Consider the following 15,947-nt stretch of genomic DNA (forward strand, 5'->3'; position numbering starts at 1 on the left):
CCCCCCCCCCCGGACCTGCGGATGAGGTAGCCCTTCAGCTCATGCTCCCCCCCCTTGTTGGCATAGGGCTGAAACCGGCCCATTATCGCGACGTTCTGGACCCCCGATCCGATATGCCGCTGCCCGCCTGGGTGGAGGTGCATCCCCAGAACTATTTCGTCGATGGTGGGCCACCTCATCGCTGGCTTTCCGCCGTAGCGGAACGCTTTCCACTCAGCTTCCACAGTGTCGGGCTTTCGATCGGGACCGCCCAGGGCTTGGACGAGGACGAACTCGACCAGCTCACTGCGCTTTGTGCGCGCTACGATCCGGCTTCTATATCCGATCATCTGAGCTGGTCGGGCAATGCCGACGACCGCTATCCCGACCTCCTGCCGATCCCCTATAGCCGCGCCGCGCTCGACCATGTCGCCGCGCAGGTCGCGCGCGTGCAGGACCGGCTGGGCCGAGTGATGCTGATCGAGAACCCCTCGCGTTATCTCGCCTTCGCGCAGGACGAGATGGACGAGGTCGAGTTCATCCATTCGATCTGCCGCCGCACCGGCTGCGGCCTGCTGTTCGACATCAACAATGTCGAGGTCAGCTGCACCAATTTGCAGCTTGACCCCCAGGCCTATGTCGACGCCATCGACCCTGCGCTTGTCGGCGAGATCCATCTCGCCGGCCATGCCACCGAATGGCACGAGGGCAGGCCGCTGCTGATCGACGATCATGGCAGCCCGGTCACCGATCTGACCTGGTCGTTGTTCGAGCGCTTCGTCCGCCGCGCAGGCCCCAGGCCGGTCCTGATCGAATGGGATACCAACGTCCCCGATTACGCGGTGCTGATGGCCGAGGCCGAGCGCGCGGCATTGGTCATGGCGCGGGCCAACGCTGCGGTGGCGGCCTGACGCAGATGGGCGATCTGCTGGACGACCAGGCGCGCTTCATCGCGGTGCTGCAACGGGGGCCTTCGGCATTTCCCGAAGGCCTGTTTGCCGATGCTGCGGACCGCGTGCTGCTGGGCCTCAGGGCGCATGCCAACACGATCAGCCATGCCCGGCTGGTCGCGCTCGAGGAAACCTATCCGCGGACCCGGGAATATCTGGGCGAAGCGGATTTCAACGCCCTGTCGCGCGATTTCATCGAACGAGCCGAGGTGCGCCCGCGCAAGCTTATGCAGCTGGGCGCGGGGCTTGCCGACTTTCTCGCGGACCGGGTTCAAGATATGGCCGCCGTCGATCTCGCGCGGATCGAATGGGCCTGGCTGCAGAGCTATCATTCCGCCGAGGCGCAGGCACTGCAGCTGGCCGACCTGGCCGGCATGGACGAGCAGGGGTTGCTCGACCTTGGCCTTGCGCTCCATCCTTCCATGCGGATTGTCGAGACCCGGACGGCGCTGGGGCCGCTGATGCCCGAGCTGTCCGAAAGTGCCGCGCCCGAAATGCGTCACCTGCTGATCACGCGTCCGGCGCACGAGGTGCTGCTGCACCCGCTCGCCCCGCTATCCGCCAATCTGGTCATGCAGACGCAATTTCCCGCCCCGATGGGTAACCTTCTGGCGCGAGCCATCGAACGCGCTGGAGAGGCAGAGGCACTGCCGGCAATCTTCGCGCTGGTCGGCGCTGGGGCGCTGGTACGATCCCAGGAGTAAGCCGGGCACGGTGTCCAGCGGGGTCGGGGGTGTCTCGATCTCACTCCAGTCCCCACTTGTCGGATAGCCCGTGATGAAAACCCTGATCCAACGCGGCCTCGCGCTGCTCGATAGCCCTGCCGTCAATGGCCTTGCCCTGCTGGTCGTGCGGCTTGCGCTGGCAGCGCAGTTCTGGCGCTCGGCGCGCACCAAGGTGGAGGAGGGGAGCTTCCTCACCATCAACCCGATCACCTATGACCTGTTCCGCGACGAATATCACATGCCTGCGCCCGAGATTACCGGCACGATCGCGACCTATGCCGAACATGCGCTGCCGATCCTGGTGATGCTGGGGCTGGCGACGCGATTCGGGGCGGCGGGGCTGTTCGTGATGACGATGGTGATCCAGCTTTTCGTCTATCCCGAAGCCTTCTGGAACCCGCATGTCATGTGGTTCGGGCTTTCGGCGATCCTGATCGCGCGCGGGGGCGGGCTGTTCGCGCTCGACCGGCTGTTCGATCGCCGCCTTTCGCTCGCAGCGCCGCCGCGCACATCGGGCTTCGCGCATTGACGCCAGGCCGGCGCCAAAGTCGGCAGTCGAACCGCATCACCCGTCTGTCGCGCGAGGCAGTGGCAAATTAACCCGGGCTCGCCTAGATAGGTCGCCTGGGGCATGTCCGCCCGATGCGGAGCAGATAATGGGTTTTGTAAAGGGCGCCTGGAAGGTGCTGGTGGCGATCAAGGACGGTCTGGTCCTGCTCGCGATGCTGTTGTTCTTCGGCCTCATCCTGGCCGCCTTGTCGTGGCGGCCCAATCCGGCAGCGGTCACCGACGGCGCCCTGTTGGTCAAGCTCGACGGTGTCATCGTCGAGGAACCCGAAAATATCGACCCATTCGCCACCGTGCTGGGCGGCCAGGCGCCGCTCAAGCAATATCGGGAGCGCGACCTGATCCGCGCGATCGACACGGCGGCGACCGACGACCGGATCAAGGTGATCGTGCTCGATCTCGCCAGCTTCATGGGCGGCGGCCAGGTTTCGCTCGAACAGGTGGGCGAGGCGATCGGCCGCGCCAAGGCCAAGGGCAAGCCCGTGCTGAGCTTCGCCACCTTCTACAGCGACGCGGCCTATATGCTCGCCTCGCACGGCAGCGAGATCTGGGTCGATCCGATGGGCGGCGCGGCCTTTACCGGCCCCGGCGGCACGCGGCTGTACTACAAGGACGCGCTCGACCGCTTCAAGGTGACCGCGCATGTCTATCGCGTCGGCACGTTCAAGAGCGCGGTCGAACCCTATCTGCGCTCCGACCAGTCGCCTGAGGCCGAGGAAGCACTGCTCGCCGTCTACCGCCCGATCTGGGAAAACTGGCAGGCAGTGGTCAAGAAGGCGCGGCCCCAGGCCGATATTGCCGGACTGATCAACGATCCCGCAGGCGCGGTGACCGCGGCGAGCGGCGACCTGGTCAAGATCGCGACCGACCGCAAGATCGTCGACAAGGTCGGTGATCGCACCATGTTCGGCAAGCGCGTCGCCAAGCTGGCTGGCGCCGACGAGGACGAGGGGCCCGGCGCATTCAAGCATACCAGCCTCAAGGACTGGGTCGCGGCCAATCCGGCCAAGACCGGCGGCGATGAGGTTCAGGTGGTGACCATCGCGGGCACCATCGTCGATGGCGAGGCCGGCCCCGGCACCGCCGGCGGCGATCGCATCGAGAAGCTGCTCCACGACGGCCTCAAGCGCGACAATGTGAAGGCGCTGGTGGTCCGCGTCGACTCGCCCGGGGGATCGGCGTTTGCCTCCGAACAGATCCGCCGCGCGATCGAGGAATATCGCGCGCGCAAGATCCCGGTCATCGTCTCGATGGGCAATGTTGCGGCGAGCGGCGGCTATTGGGTCTCGACCGCAGGCGATGCGATCTTCGCCGAACCTTCGACGATCACCGGATCGATCGGCATCTTCGCGGTACTGCCCAGCTTCGAGCGCGCGCTGGCCGAATATGGCGTAAAGGCCGATGGCGTCGCGACCACACCGCTGTCGGGCCAACCCGATGTGTTTGGCGGCTTCAACAGCACCGTCGACACCTTCATCCAGGGCACGATCGAGCATGACTATCGCCGTTTCCTGGCGCTGGTCGGCAAGGCGCGAGGGATGAGCGTGGAGCAGGTCGACAATATCGCGCAGGGCCGCGTCTGGGATGGCGGCACCGCACGCCAGATCAAGCTGGTCGACCGTTTCGGGTCGATCGAGGACGCTATCGCCGAGGCGGCGAAGCGCGCCAAGCTCGGCAAGGACAGCTATAGCGTGAAATATCTCGAGACCGAGCCCGATCCGTTCGAGCAGTTCGTCTCGGGCATGTTCGCGCCTGCCGAAGAGGAAAAGCAGGCGACCGGCCTCGTCGCCCGGCTTGCCTGGCAGCAGCGCGCGGCTTTGGGCCAGGTGCTCGGCGATCTCAATGTGCTCGGCGGGGCCGAAGGCGTTCAGGCCTGGTGCCTCGAATGCTCGGGCGCATTGCCGCCGCGCCACATCGCCAAGGCCGATGCGGGCTGGTTGGCGACGTTGTTCAGGCGCTGAAGGGAACCGGCCCTGGCGGTTGGCGTATCGGATCGAGAACCCACTCGATCAGGAGCACGCACATGACCGACAAGGCCGAGAACCCGAACGCAGGCAAGGAATTTGGTGAAGGCAATTACAAGGCCGCGCAGAATTATCGCGAAGCCCAGGAAGACTTTGCCGCCGACAAGCAGCAGGTTGAGGAAAAGGCACGCGAAGCCGCTGACGCGCTCGATGGCCCCGAAGCCGCCGAACTCGAACAGGCCGAAGCCGCTGCGCGCGATGGTCACGCCGCCTGACGGTGACCCGAAACACCGAATAACCCTTCCCAATGCGCGTCCAATCCCGCTAAGGCAGCGGAATGGACGCGCATTTGACTTTCAAGGCCACCGGTCTGGTGATGGCGGGCGGCGCAATCGGCGCGGCGCTTCGGTTTCAGGCGACGCAGCTCGCCATCCGGCTGGGGCACACCGCTTATCCCGCCGCCACGCTGTCCGTGAACGTGCTTGGTGGGTTGCTGATGGGCGTGCTCGCGGCGCTCGTGCTCAAGGACCAGATGGCTGAGCCTGTGCGGCTGTTTCTGGGCGTCGGCGTGCTCGGCGGCTTCACCACCTTTTCCGCTTTCTCGCTTGAGCTGTTCCAGATGCTGGAGCGCGGCGCGGCGCTGACGGCGCTGGGCTATGCGCTGGCCTCGGTCCTGCTCTCGCTGGCGGCCGTGGCCGCAGGCTTTGTCGTCACGAGGTCGATCGCATGAAGCCGCCTGCTCGAACCCCCGCGCGTAAGCCCGCCGCCCGGAAACCTTCTGGCCCGCGCCGTCCCGCAACTGGCCGCGCACGGACCGCAGGTGTGGGCGCTTCGATCTCGAAGGAATCTGCCGAAGCCCGGCAGTTCACCGTCGATGCGGACGATGACGGCATCCGGCTCGACCGCTGGTTCCACCGGCATTTGCCCGATGTGAACTTCAACCTCGTATCGCGCTGGGCGCGTACGGGGCAGGTGCGGCTCGACGGCAAGCGCGTCGGCCCCGGCGACCGTATCGTCGCCGGACAGACGATCCGCATCCCGCCTGCCGATGGCGATACCGACCGACCCGCCGCCAAGCCGGCACCGCGCACGCTGAGCGAGGATCAGGTCGCTTTTGCGCAATCGCTCGTCATCCACAAGGATCGCGCGGCACTGGTGATCAATAAGCCGCCGGGCCTCGCCACCCAGGGCGGTACGCGCACCCATGCGCATGTCGATGGCCTGACCGAGGCTTTGATGTACGAAAGCCCGGTGCGGCCCAAGCTGGTCCACCGGCTCGACAAGGACACCTCGGGCGCCTTGCTGCTCGCGCGCACGCCGGGCAGCGCGGCCTATTTCTCGAAGCGTTTTGCCGGGCGCAGCGCCAAGAAGATCTACTGGGCGCTGGTCGTCGGCGTGCCCGATATCTATTCTGGCCTGATCGAACTGCCCATCGCCAAGCAGCCGGGGACCGGCGGCGAGAAGATGCATGTCGACAAGGAGAACGGCCAGCCGTCGCGCACCGCCTATCAGGTGATCGAACGCGCCGGTTCGCGCGCCGCCTGGGTCGCACTGCAGCCGTTCACGGGGCGTACGCACCAGCTGCGCGTCCATCTCGCCGCGATCGGCCATCCGATTGTCGGCGACGGCAAATATGGCGGGCCCGATGCGTTCCTGACCGGCACGATCAGCCGCAAGATGCACCTGCACGCGCGCCGACTGAAGATTGCGCATCCCGATGGTCCGGCGATCGACGTGATTGCTGATCTGCCCGAGCATTTCGCAGACTCGATGGAGCAACTGGGCTTCGACCTGTCGCTGGGCGACGCTGCCTTTGCCGATGACGGCCCGCCGCCCGCGACGCGCGAGGTGAAGAAGCAGCAGGCCAAGGCGCATGCCAAGACACTGCGCAAGGAACGCCGCGGCGAACGACGCAGCCGATCCGCTCCGGCCAAACCAAGCGGTAAGCCCAAGGCGAAATCTGCCGGAACCGCTGGAAAGCCGCGGCCGGCCAAGCCAAGGACAGCCCCGAAGACTGGCCCGCGCAAGCCATGACGACCAGACTCGCGATCTTCGACTGCGACGGCACGCTGGTCGATAGCCAGGCGAATATCTGCAAGGCGATGGAAATGGCCTATGCCGCCGAAGGCTTGGGTCATCCCGACCACCATCTGGTGCGGCGGATCGTCGGGCTTTCGCTCGTCGAGGCGATGCGGGTGATGCTGCCGGAAGCGGACCCGGCCTTTCATGTCGTGCTGGCCGATCATTACAAGAACGCGTTTCACGAGCTGCGCGGCAACGGCACGCTGCAGCACGAGCCGCTTTATGACGGGCTTCCCGAGCTGCTCGACCGGCTCGATGCGGCGGGCTGGCTGCTCGCGGTCGCTACCGGCAAGTCCGATCGTGGGCTCGACCTTTGCCTGACGCACCATGGCATCAAGCAGCGCTTCATATCGCTGCAGACCGCAGACCGGCATCCGTCCAAGCCGCACCCTTCCATGATCTTCGAGGCATTGAGCGACGCCGGAGCCGAACCCCAGGCCGCAGTCATGATCGGCGATACCAGCTACGACATGGCGATGGGCGTTGCGGCCAATGTTCGCCCGATTGGCGTCGACTGGGGCTATCACGAAGCACATGAACTGGAAGCAGCGGGCGCAGCCTCGATCGCCTTCAGCATGGACCAGCTCTACGATCAGATTGTCGGTGGCGGGAAATGACCCCGGAAGACCGGAGCGCGCGCAGTCGTTTTTTCACGATCGGAGCGGTGCGGCTCGCGGGCGCAGTGACGATCGCACTGGCCGTGGCGATCAGCTATGGCCGGATCGACAGCGTTCCGGGCGAACTGGCTTATGTGCTGCTCGCCCTTGGCGTGATCGAATTCCTCGTTCTGCCACAGATGCTGGTCAAGCGCTGGAAAAGCCCGCCTACCGAATGAACGCACTCACATGAAACGCTTCTACAAGACAGTCACCACCCAGCCTGTCGACAATGGCCATGCGCTCCTGCTCGACAACCGCCCGGTGAAAACCCCTCTGCGCGAACCGCTGGTGCTGCCAACCGTTGCCATGGCCGATGCGGTGGCTGGCGAATGGGATGCGCAAGGCGACGAGATCGTCATCGCCTCGATGCCGCTGACCGGCTTTGCCAATGCCGCGATCGATCAGGTCGCCCCGCAGCGGCAGCGCTTTGTCGATGACATCGCCGCTTATGGCGAGACGGACACGCTCTGCTATCGCGCCGATCCGGGCGATCCGCTGGCCGAACGCCAGGATCGCGATTGGGAGCCGATTCTGAAATGGGCGGAAAATCGCTATGATATCAGCATGATCCGCGTCGCCGGGATCATCCATCAGCCGCAATCGACGCACAGCCTGTCCCGGCTCAAAGCACCCGTCATGGCAATGGATCCATTCACCCTGGCCGGATTTTCAACGCTGACCAGCCTGGGTGGTTCGCTCGTCTGTGCGCTGGCACTTCTCGAAAAAGCCTTTGATTCCGAACGAATCTGGCAGGCGATCTGCCTCGAGGAATTGTGGCAGGAAGAACTCTGGGGCGCCGATGGCGAGGCGGTTCAGGCACGTGAGCATCGCCGTGCAGCATTTGACGCTGCCTGGCGGTTTTGCTGTATTGCCCAAGGTTGAGCACGGAACGATCCCCGGGACCGGGCGTTTTTGAAACGTTGCTATCGTTTTTCGTTGCAGACCAGCCTTTCCGTTTCAGCCAGGCGCACGAGCGTCCGACCGGACGGGCGCGCAAACCCCATCAGGAGATGTTCCGAAATGTTGAAATCTGCGATCACCGCCCTGTTTCTTTCCACCTCGATGCTGGCCGCGCCCGCCATGGCACAGAATGGCGCTGCACCTGCCGGTCAGGCCGCAGCACCGGCGCTGACCCCCGAACAGGCTGAGGCGCAGAACAAGGCGATCGCCGATTTCACTGCCGCTCAGCAGGCCCAGGCGGCGGGCAACCATGCCGAGGTGATTGCCAAGCTCGAACCCGCGCTGCCGACCATCCGCGAGATCGTTGCCCGTGATCCGGGCAACGTCCAGAATGCGGGATTCTTGGCAAGCGCTCTGACGATCACCGCGAATTCGCAAGGCGCGCTCGGCAAGATCGACGCGATCCCGCCGCTCTACAAGGAAGCCGCGCCCCAGTGGATGAAGGTTTACGAAGCGGACAAGGCCAATGCGGGCGTGCGCAACACGCTGGTGGCCATTCTGGTCAATCTCGGCAATTTCAGCCTGACGCAGCAGGACAAGGTCGGTGCCAAGCCGCATTTCGAGCAGGCTCTGGCCATCGCCAAGGAAGGCCGCGCGTCTGATCCGGCCAATGCCGATCTCGCCAATGCCGAATTTTCCAGCCTGATCGGTCTCAACCAGGCGACGGGCGAGGCAAGCTTTCTCGAGGCTGCCAAGCCGGTCGGCACCGAGCTTCGCGAAAAGGGCATTGTTAGCGCGGCGAACAAGCCCGCCGTGGATGCCATTCTCGGCGCGGCATAAACAAAGAACGTTATACGCCAAAAGAAAGCCCCGCCGGATCGCTCCGGCGGGGCTTCTCGTATCCGGTCGAAGGAGAAGGGCGCTCAGAACCCTTCGTTCTTCTCCGCCTTTTCCGCGAGCAGCGGCGAGACGGAAAAGCCGTGCTTCTTCAAACCCTCGACGATCTTCGGCGTGCCTTCAAGGCCTGCCCAGAACATCGGGCCGCCGCGGTAAACCGGCCAGCCATAGCCATAGATCCACACGACATCGATATCCGATGCGCGCTGCGCCATGCCCTCTTCGAGGATCATCGCGCCTTCGTTGACCATGGTGTAGAGCGTGCGCTCGATAATTTCCTGATCGCTGATCTCGCGCTTGGGCATGTTCGAGCGTGAACGGAAATCCTCGATGATCTCGGCCACGCGCGCGCTGGGCGTGGGGTTGCGCTTCTCGTCATAGTCATAGAAGCCCGCGCCCTTCTTCTGGCCCCAGCGATCCTCGGCGCACAAGGCGTCGCGGATGCTCTCGATGCGGCTCGGATCGCGGTGCCAGCCGATATCGACGCCCGCAAGGTCGCTCATCTGGAACGGCCCCATCGGCATGCCGAACTCGACATGCACGCGGTCGATCTGCTCGGGCGTTGCGCCTTCCATCAGCAGCTTGTTGGCTTCGACCTGGCGCGGCATCAGCATGCGGTTGCCGATAAAGCCGTGACAGACGCCTGCGACGACCGCGACCTTCTTGATCTTCTTCGACAGGTTCATGACCGTCGCCAGCACGTCATCGGCGGTCTTGGCACCGCGCACGACCTCGAGCAGCTTCATGACATTGGCGGGCGAGAAGAAGTGCATGCCGAGCACGTCCTGCGGACGGCTGGTCGAGGCGGCGATCTCGTCGACATTGAGATAGCTGGTGTTGCTCGCCAGGATCGCGCCGGGCTTGGCAATCGCGTCGAGCTTGCCGAACACCTCCTTCTTGACGTCCATATTCTCGAAGATCGCCTCGATGATCAGGTCGCAATCGGCGAGATCGTCGAGCGAGAGCGAGGGGGTGAGCAGGCCCATCGCCTTTTCCACCTGCTCGGTGGTCAGGCGGCCCTTGGCCGCGCTGGCTTCATAGTTCTTGCGCACCACGCCGACGCCGCGATTGAGCGCCTCTTCGGCCTGTTCGACGATGGTCACCGGAATGCCTGCCGACAGGAAGTTCATGGTGATGCCGCCGCCCATCGTGCCAGCACCGATCACGCCGACCTTGGCGATGGGGCGCAGCGCGATGTCGCTGGCGATGCCGTCAATCTTGCTCGCCTTGCGCTCGGCGAAGAAGATGTGCCGCTGCGCTGCCGATTGCGATCCGAACATCAGCTTCATGAACTCGGTGCGCTCGAACTCCAGACCCTCGGCAAAGGGCAGGCGGGTTGCCGCCTCGACACAGGCGATGTTCGCAGCCGGTGCATCGAAGCCGCGGAACTTGCGCGCGTTTTCCTTCTTGAACGCTTCAATCGCTTCGGGATCGGCCTTGGCCTCGCACTCGCTGATCCGCGGGACGGGGCGTACGCCCTTGATCTTCTCGGCAAAGGCGAGCGCGCCTTCGAGCAGTTTGCCTTCCTCGACGACCTCATCGACCAGACCCCACTGGTTGGCCAGTTTGGCCGGGATCGGATCGCCCTTGGCGGTCATCTCGAGCGCGGCCTTGACGCCGACCACGCGCGGCAGCCGCTGCGTGCCGCCGGCACCGGGCAGCAGGCCGAGCTTCACCTCGGGCACGCCGAGCTTGGCCGAGGGCACGGCGACGCGATAATGCGCGCACAGCGCGGTCTCGAGCCCGCCGCCGAGCGCGGTGCCGTGGATCGCCGCGACCACCGGCTTGTCGAGCGCTTCCATCTTGGCGATGACGGCGGGCAGCATCGGTTCGACTGGGGGCTTGCCGAATTCAGTGATGTCGGCACCGGCGAAGAAGGTCTGGCCGGCGCAGATCAGCACGACCGCCTTGATGCTGTCGTCGCTGGCGGCTTCATCGAATGCCTTGTCGAGGCCGATGCGCACGGCCGCGCCCAGCGCGTTGACCGGCGGGCTGTCCGAGGTGACGACGAGAATGTCGCCATGTTTTGTGGTGGAAATGGGAGAATCGGTCATGGTTCTGGTTCCTTGAGCTTATTCGACCGCGGCGTAGAGCATCGACTTGATCTCGCGCCGGATCGGGTAGGTGCTGGACGGCATCAGCTGCGTCATGAAGATCATGATCACATCCTCTGCCGGGTCGACGAAAAAGGCGGTGGAAAACATGCCGCCCCAGTAGAAATCGCCATTCGAGCCCGCGACGCCGGTCGCGGCATTGTCGATGGTGGTGGCAAAGCCGAGGCCGAAGCCTGCGCCGGCATTTTCCGCCTCGCTGAAAAGCGCCTTGCTGTGCTGCGTCAGATCACCGCCGCCGGGCAGGTGATTGGCGACCATCAGGTCGAGCGTCTTGCGGCCGAGGATGCGCGCGCCTTCCAGACGACCACCATTGAGCAGCATGCGGCAGAAGCGGTGATAGTCGGCAAGTGTCGAAGCCATGCCGCCGCCGCCCGAAAGCTGGCTGGGCTTGCGGCCCCAGGCGGTGGTCGCGCCAGGATCGTAGAGCTTCATCTTTTCGGTCGGGTGGAAGACGTAGCAGTCAGGCACGCGATCGAGCTTGTCTTCAGGGATCTGGAAATGGGTGTCGACCATGCCGAGCGGCTTGGTGATGCGATCCGCGATGACCTGGTCGAGAGGCTTGTCGTCCATCCGCTGGAGGATCGCGCCCAGAATATCGGTCGAGATCGAATAGTTCCACGCGGTGCCGGGGTCGAACTGCAACGGGATCTGCGCCAGGATCTTGATGAATTCCTCGAGATCGGGCCCCGCAAAGGCCTCGAGCTTGCGTGCGCGATAGGCCGCGTCGATCGGCGTGCGCTCTTGAAAACCGTAGGTCAGCCCCGACGTGTGGCGCAGCAGGTCGATCATCCGCATTGGCTGGGTCGTCGGACGGGTGACGAAGGGCTGCGCGCCGCCGCCTGAGACGAACACGCCGAGGTCCTTCCACTCGGGGATGATGCGATGCACCGGATCGGACAGCGCGATCCGGCCTTCCTCGACCAGCTGCATGAACGCGACCGAGGTGATCGGCTTGGTCATGCTGGCGATGCGGAAGATCGCATCCTGTTGCAGCGCCTGCCCCTCGCGCGCATTGCCTTGCAGCGAGAGATGCGCGAGCTCGTGCCCGCGGCCGATCAGCAGGGCGGCGTGCGGCAGGCGACCGGTATCGAGATATTTGGACTGGATATGGGCAGGGATGCGCTCGAGCAGGGCGTGGTTGAAGCCAAGGTCAGCCGGATCGGACACAGAGAGAGTCATCAGGTAACTTTCATTTCTCCAGGGAGGGAAGGTTCAGGTGGCGGTCTGGCCGAAACGCTGGCGCGCATAGGGATGCGAGCTGGTAAGCCCGCCATCGACGACCAGCGCATGGCCGTTGACATAGCTCGAACGGTCCGACGCCAGGAACAGGGCCGCCTCGGCAATCTCGTTCGGCACGCCGCCGCGCTGCATCGGGTTGAGCTGGCCGATCTTGTCCTCGAAGCCCTTCTCGCGCGCCTTGGTATAGATGAACTCGGTCATCCCGGTCTCGATCAGCCCCGGGCAGATCGCGTTGCAGCGCACGTTGCTGCCGGTCAGCTGCTGCGCGCCGATGCGCACCAGGTTGATCACGCCCGCCTTGCTCGCGGTATAGGCAGGGCCGCCCGCGCCCGAACGCAGCCCCGCGACCGAGGCGGTGCAGATGATCGAGCCGCCATTTCCGCTATCGGCCATGACCTTGCCTGCATGCTTGATCGCGAGGAACGGGCCGATCAGGTTGATCTTGAGGATACGCTCCCATTCCTCGACGGTCTGGTCGAAAATGCCCTCGAAACCACCCGAGACGCCGGCATTGGCGAAGAATATATCGAGCCGACCATGCAGCTCGATCGCCTTGGCAACGAGCATCTGCACATCGGCTTCGCTGCTGGCATCGGCCTGAACGGCGGTAATCGCATCAGGGTTCTGCGCGGCGGTCTCGTCCTGCTTGCCGGTAATGTCGGTGGCGATGACCTTCGCGCCGTGCTTGGCGAACAGCAGCGAACTCGCGCGGCCTATGCCGCTGCCCGCGCCGGTAACGATTGCAACCTTGCCCTGCAAATCCATGGAAATCCCTCTCGCTCTGTTTTCGCCGCTTATAGCGCCGCTGCTATGGTTGTGCCGCCATCGATCACGATCGACTGGCCGGTGATATAAGTCGACGCATCCGATGCCAGAAACACAGCTGCGCCTGCAATCTCGTCGGGCTGGCCGATACGTCGCAGCGGAGTGATGCGCCGCACATAGCCCATCACCTTCTCGTCCTCCCACAGCGCGCGCGCCATGTCGGTCTGGATCAGGCCGGGCGCGATGCAATTCACGCGGATCGCGTCGGGTCCCAGCTCATAGGCGAGGTTGCGCGCCAGCTGGAAGTCCGCCGCCTTGCTGATATTGTAGACGCCGATACTGCCCGACCCTTGCATCCCGCCGATCGACGAGATGATGATCACCGATCCCTTGCCCGCCGCCTTCATGTCGGGCAGCGCCATCTGGACCAGCCAGTGGTTGGACAGGATGTTGTTGTCCATGATCTTGCGGAACTGGTCGTCGCTGATGCCCGCCATCGGCCCGTAATAGGGGTTGCTCGCGGCATTGCAGACGAGGATGTCGATCGGCCCCAGCTCGGCCCGGGTGCGGTCGACCAGGTTCTGCAGGTCTTCCTTGCGCGAGATGCTGGCGGCGACGGCGATCGCGGTGCCTGCGCCATGTTGCGCGTTAAGCTCGTCGGCGACGGCATCGCAGGCATCCTGATTGCGGCTCGAAATTGCCACCTTCGCCCCGTGCGCGGCATATTTGCGCGCGATCGCCGCGCCGATGCCGCGCGAGGAGCCAGTGACGATCGCCACGCGTCCGGTCAGATCGAATGTCCCGTCGCTCACTGCGCGCCGGCCTTCTTGGCATATTCCCACGCTGCCTGGGCGAGCGGGATGACGCGCTGCGCCATCTGCGCGGCCTGCGCGCTCGAGGCGGTGCCGTCGATCACGCGCTTCTTGATCCCCTGCAGGATGGCGGCGATGCGGAACTGGTTATAGGCCAGATACCAGTCCATGTCGGGCACCTCGTCCAGCCCGGCCTTCTCGACATAGCGCGCGAGCGCCTCTTCGAGCGTCGGGATGCCCAGCGCCTTCACATCCACACCCAGCAGGCCGTTGCGGCCCTCGGCGGGCTGCACCCAGCTCATCAGGAAATAGCTGAGGTCCGCGATCGGATCGCCCAGCGTCGAGAGCTCCCAGTCGAGCAGCGCGATGACCCTGGGCTCGTCATGCGCGAAGATCATGTTGTCGATGCGGAAATCGCCATGCGCGATGCCGAAGCCGCGCTGCTCGGGCACGGTCTTTTCCAGCCACTCGATCAGCCGGTCCATTTCCGGAATCGTCTCGGTCTCGGACAGGCGATACTGCTTGGTCCAGCGCGAGATTTGGCGCGCGCAGTAATTGCCCGGCTTGCCATAATCCTCCAGGCCGATCGCGGCGGGATCGAAGCTGTGCAGATGCGCCAGCGTGTCGATCATTGCGTTGTAGATCGCGGTGCGCTGTTCGGTCGTCTTGCCGGGCAGCGTGCCGTCCCAATAGCTCGCACCATCGGTGAAGCCCATCACGTAGAACATCGATCCGATGACCGAGTCATCCTCGCACAGCCCGAACTGGCGCGAGACGGGGAAGCCCTGATCGTAGAGCGCGGCCTGGACGCGATATTCACGGTCCACAGCATGCGCAGAGGGCAGCAGCGGGCCGAAGGGCTTGCGCCGCAGCACATAGGCCGCTTTCGGCGTGGTCACCTTGTAGGTCGGGTTCGACTGGCCGCCCTTGAACTTGGAAAGGGTGAGCGGGCCTTCAAAGCCTTCGACATTCGCCTCGAACCAGCGGGTGAGGCTGGCTTCGTCGAGCCGGTCCTGTTCGGGCACGTCCATCGTGCCGGTCATCGTCGCCTGTGCGTCGATCTGTTCCATCAGATTCTATCCCCACCTAATTCAATTATAGACGATCACTGATCGCGCAGAATCGCCGACCCTGAGCGCGTCGAAGGCTTCGTTGATGCGTCCCAGCGGCAAGCGTTCGGCAATGATCGTGTCGAGGTCAAGCATTCCGCGCATGTAGAACTCGACCAGGCGCGGGATTTCAACCGGAAATCGGTTGTCGCCCATCAGCGAGCCCTGCAGCTTCTTGCCCTGCAGCAGTTCCATTGCCGACAGGCCGACCTTCTCGGCGAGCGGCATCATGCCCAGGATCGTTGCCGTGCCGCCACGCCGCAGCACCTTGACTGCCATATTGGCCGAAGCCGGACGACCGACCGCCTCAATGGCATGGTGCACGCCGCCCTTGGTCAGTTCGATCACCTGTTCGGCCGCGCCATCCGCGCTGGCATCGATACAGTCGGTCGCGCCGAGCTTCTCGGCGAGCGCGCGCTTGTCCGCCACCGGATCGATCGCGATGATCCGGCCCGCGCCTGCAATCTTGGCTGCGTTCACTGCCGCCAGGCCGACGCCGCCGCAGCCGACAATCGCGACCGTCTCGCCCGGCGTCACGTCCGCTGCGTTGAACACCGCGCCCGCGCCGGTCGTCACCGCACAGCCGATCACGCAGGCGCGATCGAGCGGCATTTCGGGGTTGATCGCGACACAGGCATGTTCGTGCACCAGCATCTGTTCGGCATAGGCCGACAGGTTGAGCAGCTGGTTGACCGGCGCGCCGTCCATGCTGAGCCGCGGGTGCTGGTGCGGCCCGCGCTTGGTATCCTGCCCGGTGCATAGGGCCATGCGCCCGGTCACGCAGAATTCGCAATGCCCGCAATAGGCGCTGAGGCACGTGACTACCGCATCGCCGGGCTTCACCGTGGTCACGCCATCGCCCACCGCCTCGACAATGCCGGCAGCCTCATGGCCGGGGATGAAGGGCAGGGGAGCGGGATAGCTGCCATCGACGAAATGCAGATCGGATCGGCACACCCCGGTGGCCGCGGTACGGATCAGCACCTCGCGCGGGCCGGGCTTGTCGATGGTGACGTCGCGGATCTCGAGCGGCTTGCCCGGTTCGAAACAGATGGCAGCTTTCATGGGTCTCTCCAGTACTCCTCGCCCTTTCACGGGAGAGGACAGCGAGGCTTGGTCCGGCGCAGCCGGGCCCTAGCCGGACTTGGAGGGAGGCGGCGTGCTCGCGCATAAGTTGCCGCCCTT

17 protein-coding genes are annotated in these 15,947 nt (G+C 64.6%); 11 read left to right on the plus strand and 6 right to left on the minus strand.

What is annotated here, in order from left to right; genetic code table 11:
• The first annotated feature begins 41 nt into the window (after nucleotides 1-41).
• The 11 genes from bufB to FG486_RS16080 all read left to right on the plus strand — a co-directional run bounded on the left by bufB (nucleotide 42) and on the right by FG486_RS16080 (nucleotide 8,666).
• Nucleotides 42-890, plus strand: a complete 849-nt coding sequence (gene bufB / locus FG486_RS16030; protein ID WP_181268262.1) for an MNIO family bufferin maturase — start codon at nucleotides 42-44, stop codon at nucleotides 888-890.
• Nucleotides 891-895: 5 nt separating this feature from the next.
• Nucleotides 896-1,633 (plus strand): HvfC/BufC family peptide modification chaperone, encoded by a 738-nt coding sequence (locus tag FG486_RS16035; protein WP_181268263.1) that lies wholly within the window; start codon nucleotides 896-898, stop codon nucleotides 1,631-1,633.
• 73 nt (nucleotides 1,634-1,706) lie between these two features.
• Nucleotides 1,707-2,183, plus strand: coding sequence for a DoxX family protein (locus FG486_RS16040; protein WP_066280827.1), 477 nt, complete (start codon nucleotides 1,707-1,709; stop codon nucleotides 2,181-2,183).
• Between the two features lie 127 nt (nucleotides 2,184-2,310).
• Nucleotides 2,311-4,182: a signal peptide peptidase SppA gene (gene sppA / locus FG486_RS16045; protein WP_181268264.1), complete on the plus strand. Its 1,872-nt coding sequence runs from the start codon at nucleotides 2,311-2,313 to the stop codon at nucleotides 4,180-4,182.
• A gap of 62 nt (nucleotides 4,183-4,244) precedes the next feature.
• Nucleotides 4,245-4,460 carry a hypothetical protein gene (locus FG486_RS16050; RefSeq protein ID WP_060976946.1) on the plus strand — a complete coding sequence of 72 codons (216 nt, stop codon included), beginning with the start codon at nucleotides 4,245-4,247 and terminating at the stop codon, nucleotides 4,458-4,460.
• 62 nt (nucleotides 4,461-4,522) lie between these two features.
• Nucleotides 4,523-4,915 carry a fluoride efflux transporter CrcB gene (gene crcB / locus FG486_RS16055; protein ID WP_181268265.1) on the plus strand — a complete coding sequence of 131 codons (393 nt, stop codon included), beginning with the start codon at nucleotides 4,523-4,525 and terminating at the stop codon, nucleotides 4,913-4,915.
• Nucleotides 4,912-6,219 (plus strand): RluA family pseudouridine synthase, encoded by a 1,308-nt coding sequence (locus tag FG486_RS16060; RefSeq protein WP_181268266.1) that lies wholly within the window; start codon nucleotides 4,912-4,914, stop codon nucleotides 6,217-6,219. The genes crcB and FG486_RS16060 overlap by 4 nt, the downstream gene beginning before the upstream one ends.
• Complete coding sequence (locus tag FG486_RS16065; protein ID WP_181268267.1) at nucleotides 6,216-6,884, plus strand: HAD-IA family hydrolase; 669 nt, start codon at nucleotides 6,216-6,218, stop codon at nucleotides 6,882-6,884. Before FG486_RS16060 ends, FG486_RS16065 begins: the two co-directional genes overlap by 4 nt.
• Nucleotides 6,881-7,102: a hypothetical protein gene (locus FG486_RS16070; protein ID WP_066280804.1), complete on the plus strand. Its 222-nt coding sequence runs from the start codon at nucleotides 6,881-6,883 to the stop codon at nucleotides 7,100-7,102. The genes FG486_RS16065 and FG486_RS16070 overlap by 4 nt, the downstream gene beginning before the upstream one ends.
• A gap of 10 nt (nucleotides 7,103-7,112) precedes the next feature.
• Nucleotides 7,113-7,808 carry an ATP12 family chaperone protein gene (locus FG486_RS16075; RefSeq protein ID WP_181268268.1) on the plus strand — a complete coding sequence of 232 codons (696 nt, stop codon included), beginning with the start codon at nucleotides 7,113-7,115 and terminating at the stop codon, nucleotides 7,806-7,808.
• A 138-nt stretch (nucleotides 7,809-7,946) separates the two neighbouring features.
• Nucleotides 7,947-8,666, plus strand: coding sequence for a hypothetical protein (locus FG486_RS16080; RefSeq protein ID WP_181268269.1), 720 nt, complete (start codon nucleotides 7,947-7,949; stop codon nucleotides 8,664-8,666).
• An 83-nt stretch (nucleotides 8,667-8,749) separates the two neighbouring features.
• Here the strand turns inward: FG486_RS16080 and FG486_RS16085 are convergent, their stop codons facing one another.
• From FG486_RS16085 to FG486_RS16110, 6 genes are read right to left on the minus strand one after another with little or no spacing between them, the layout of a single operon-like run.
• Entirely contained in the window at nucleotides 8,750-10,777 is a 2,028-nt protein-coding gene (locus FG486_RS16085; protein WP_181268270.1) for a 3-hydroxyacyl-CoA dehydrogenase NAD-binding domain-containing protein, read from the minus strand.
• A gap of 18 nt (nucleotides 10,778-10,795) precedes the next feature.
• Nucleotides 10,796-12,016: a serine hydrolase domain-containing protein gene (locus FG486_RS16090; protein ID WP_066276543.1), complete on the minus strand. Its 1,221-nt coding sequence runs from the start codon at nucleotides 12,014-12,016 to the stop codon at nucleotides 10,796-10,798.
• Nucleotides 12,017-12,049: 33 nt separating this feature from the next.
• Nucleotides 12,050-12,841: an SDR family NAD(P)-dependent oxidoreductase gene (locus FG486_RS16095; protein ID WP_181268271.1), complete on the minus strand. Its 792-nt coding sequence runs from the start codon at nucleotides 12,839-12,841 to the stop codon at nucleotides 12,050-12,052.
• A 29-nt stretch (nucleotides 12,842-12,870) separates the two neighbouring features.
• Nucleotides 12,871-13,653, minus strand: coding sequence for an SDR family NAD(P)-dependent oxidoreductase (locus tag FG486_RS16100; protein WP_066276534.1), 783 nt, complete (start codon nucleotides 13,651-13,653; stop codon nucleotides 12,871-12,873).
• Nucleotides 13,650-14,723 (minus strand): phosphotransferase family protein, encoded by a 1,074-nt coding sequence (locus FG486_RS16105; RefSeq protein ID WP_181268272.1) that lies wholly within the window; start codon nucleotides 14,721-14,723, stop codon nucleotides 13,650-13,652. Before FG486_RS16105 ends, FG486_RS16100 begins: the two co-directional genes overlap by 4 nt.
• 21 nt (nucleotides 14,724-14,744) lie before the next feature.
• The gene (locus tag FG486_RS16110; protein WP_181268273.1) at nucleotides 14,745-15,827 is read right to left on the minus strand and encodes a Zn-dependent alcohol dehydrogenase; all 1,083 of its coding nucleotides are present in this window, start codon (nucleotides 15,825-15,827) and stop codon (nucleotides 14,745-14,747) included.
• Nucleotides 15,828-15,947: the final 120 nt, after the last annotated feature.

Source organism: Blastomonas ursincola (assembly GCF_013607875.1).
GTDB classification, from domain to species: domain Bacteria; phylum Pseudomonadota; class Alphaproteobacteria; order Sphingomonadales; family Sphingomonadaceae; genus Blastomonas; species Blastomonas ursincola.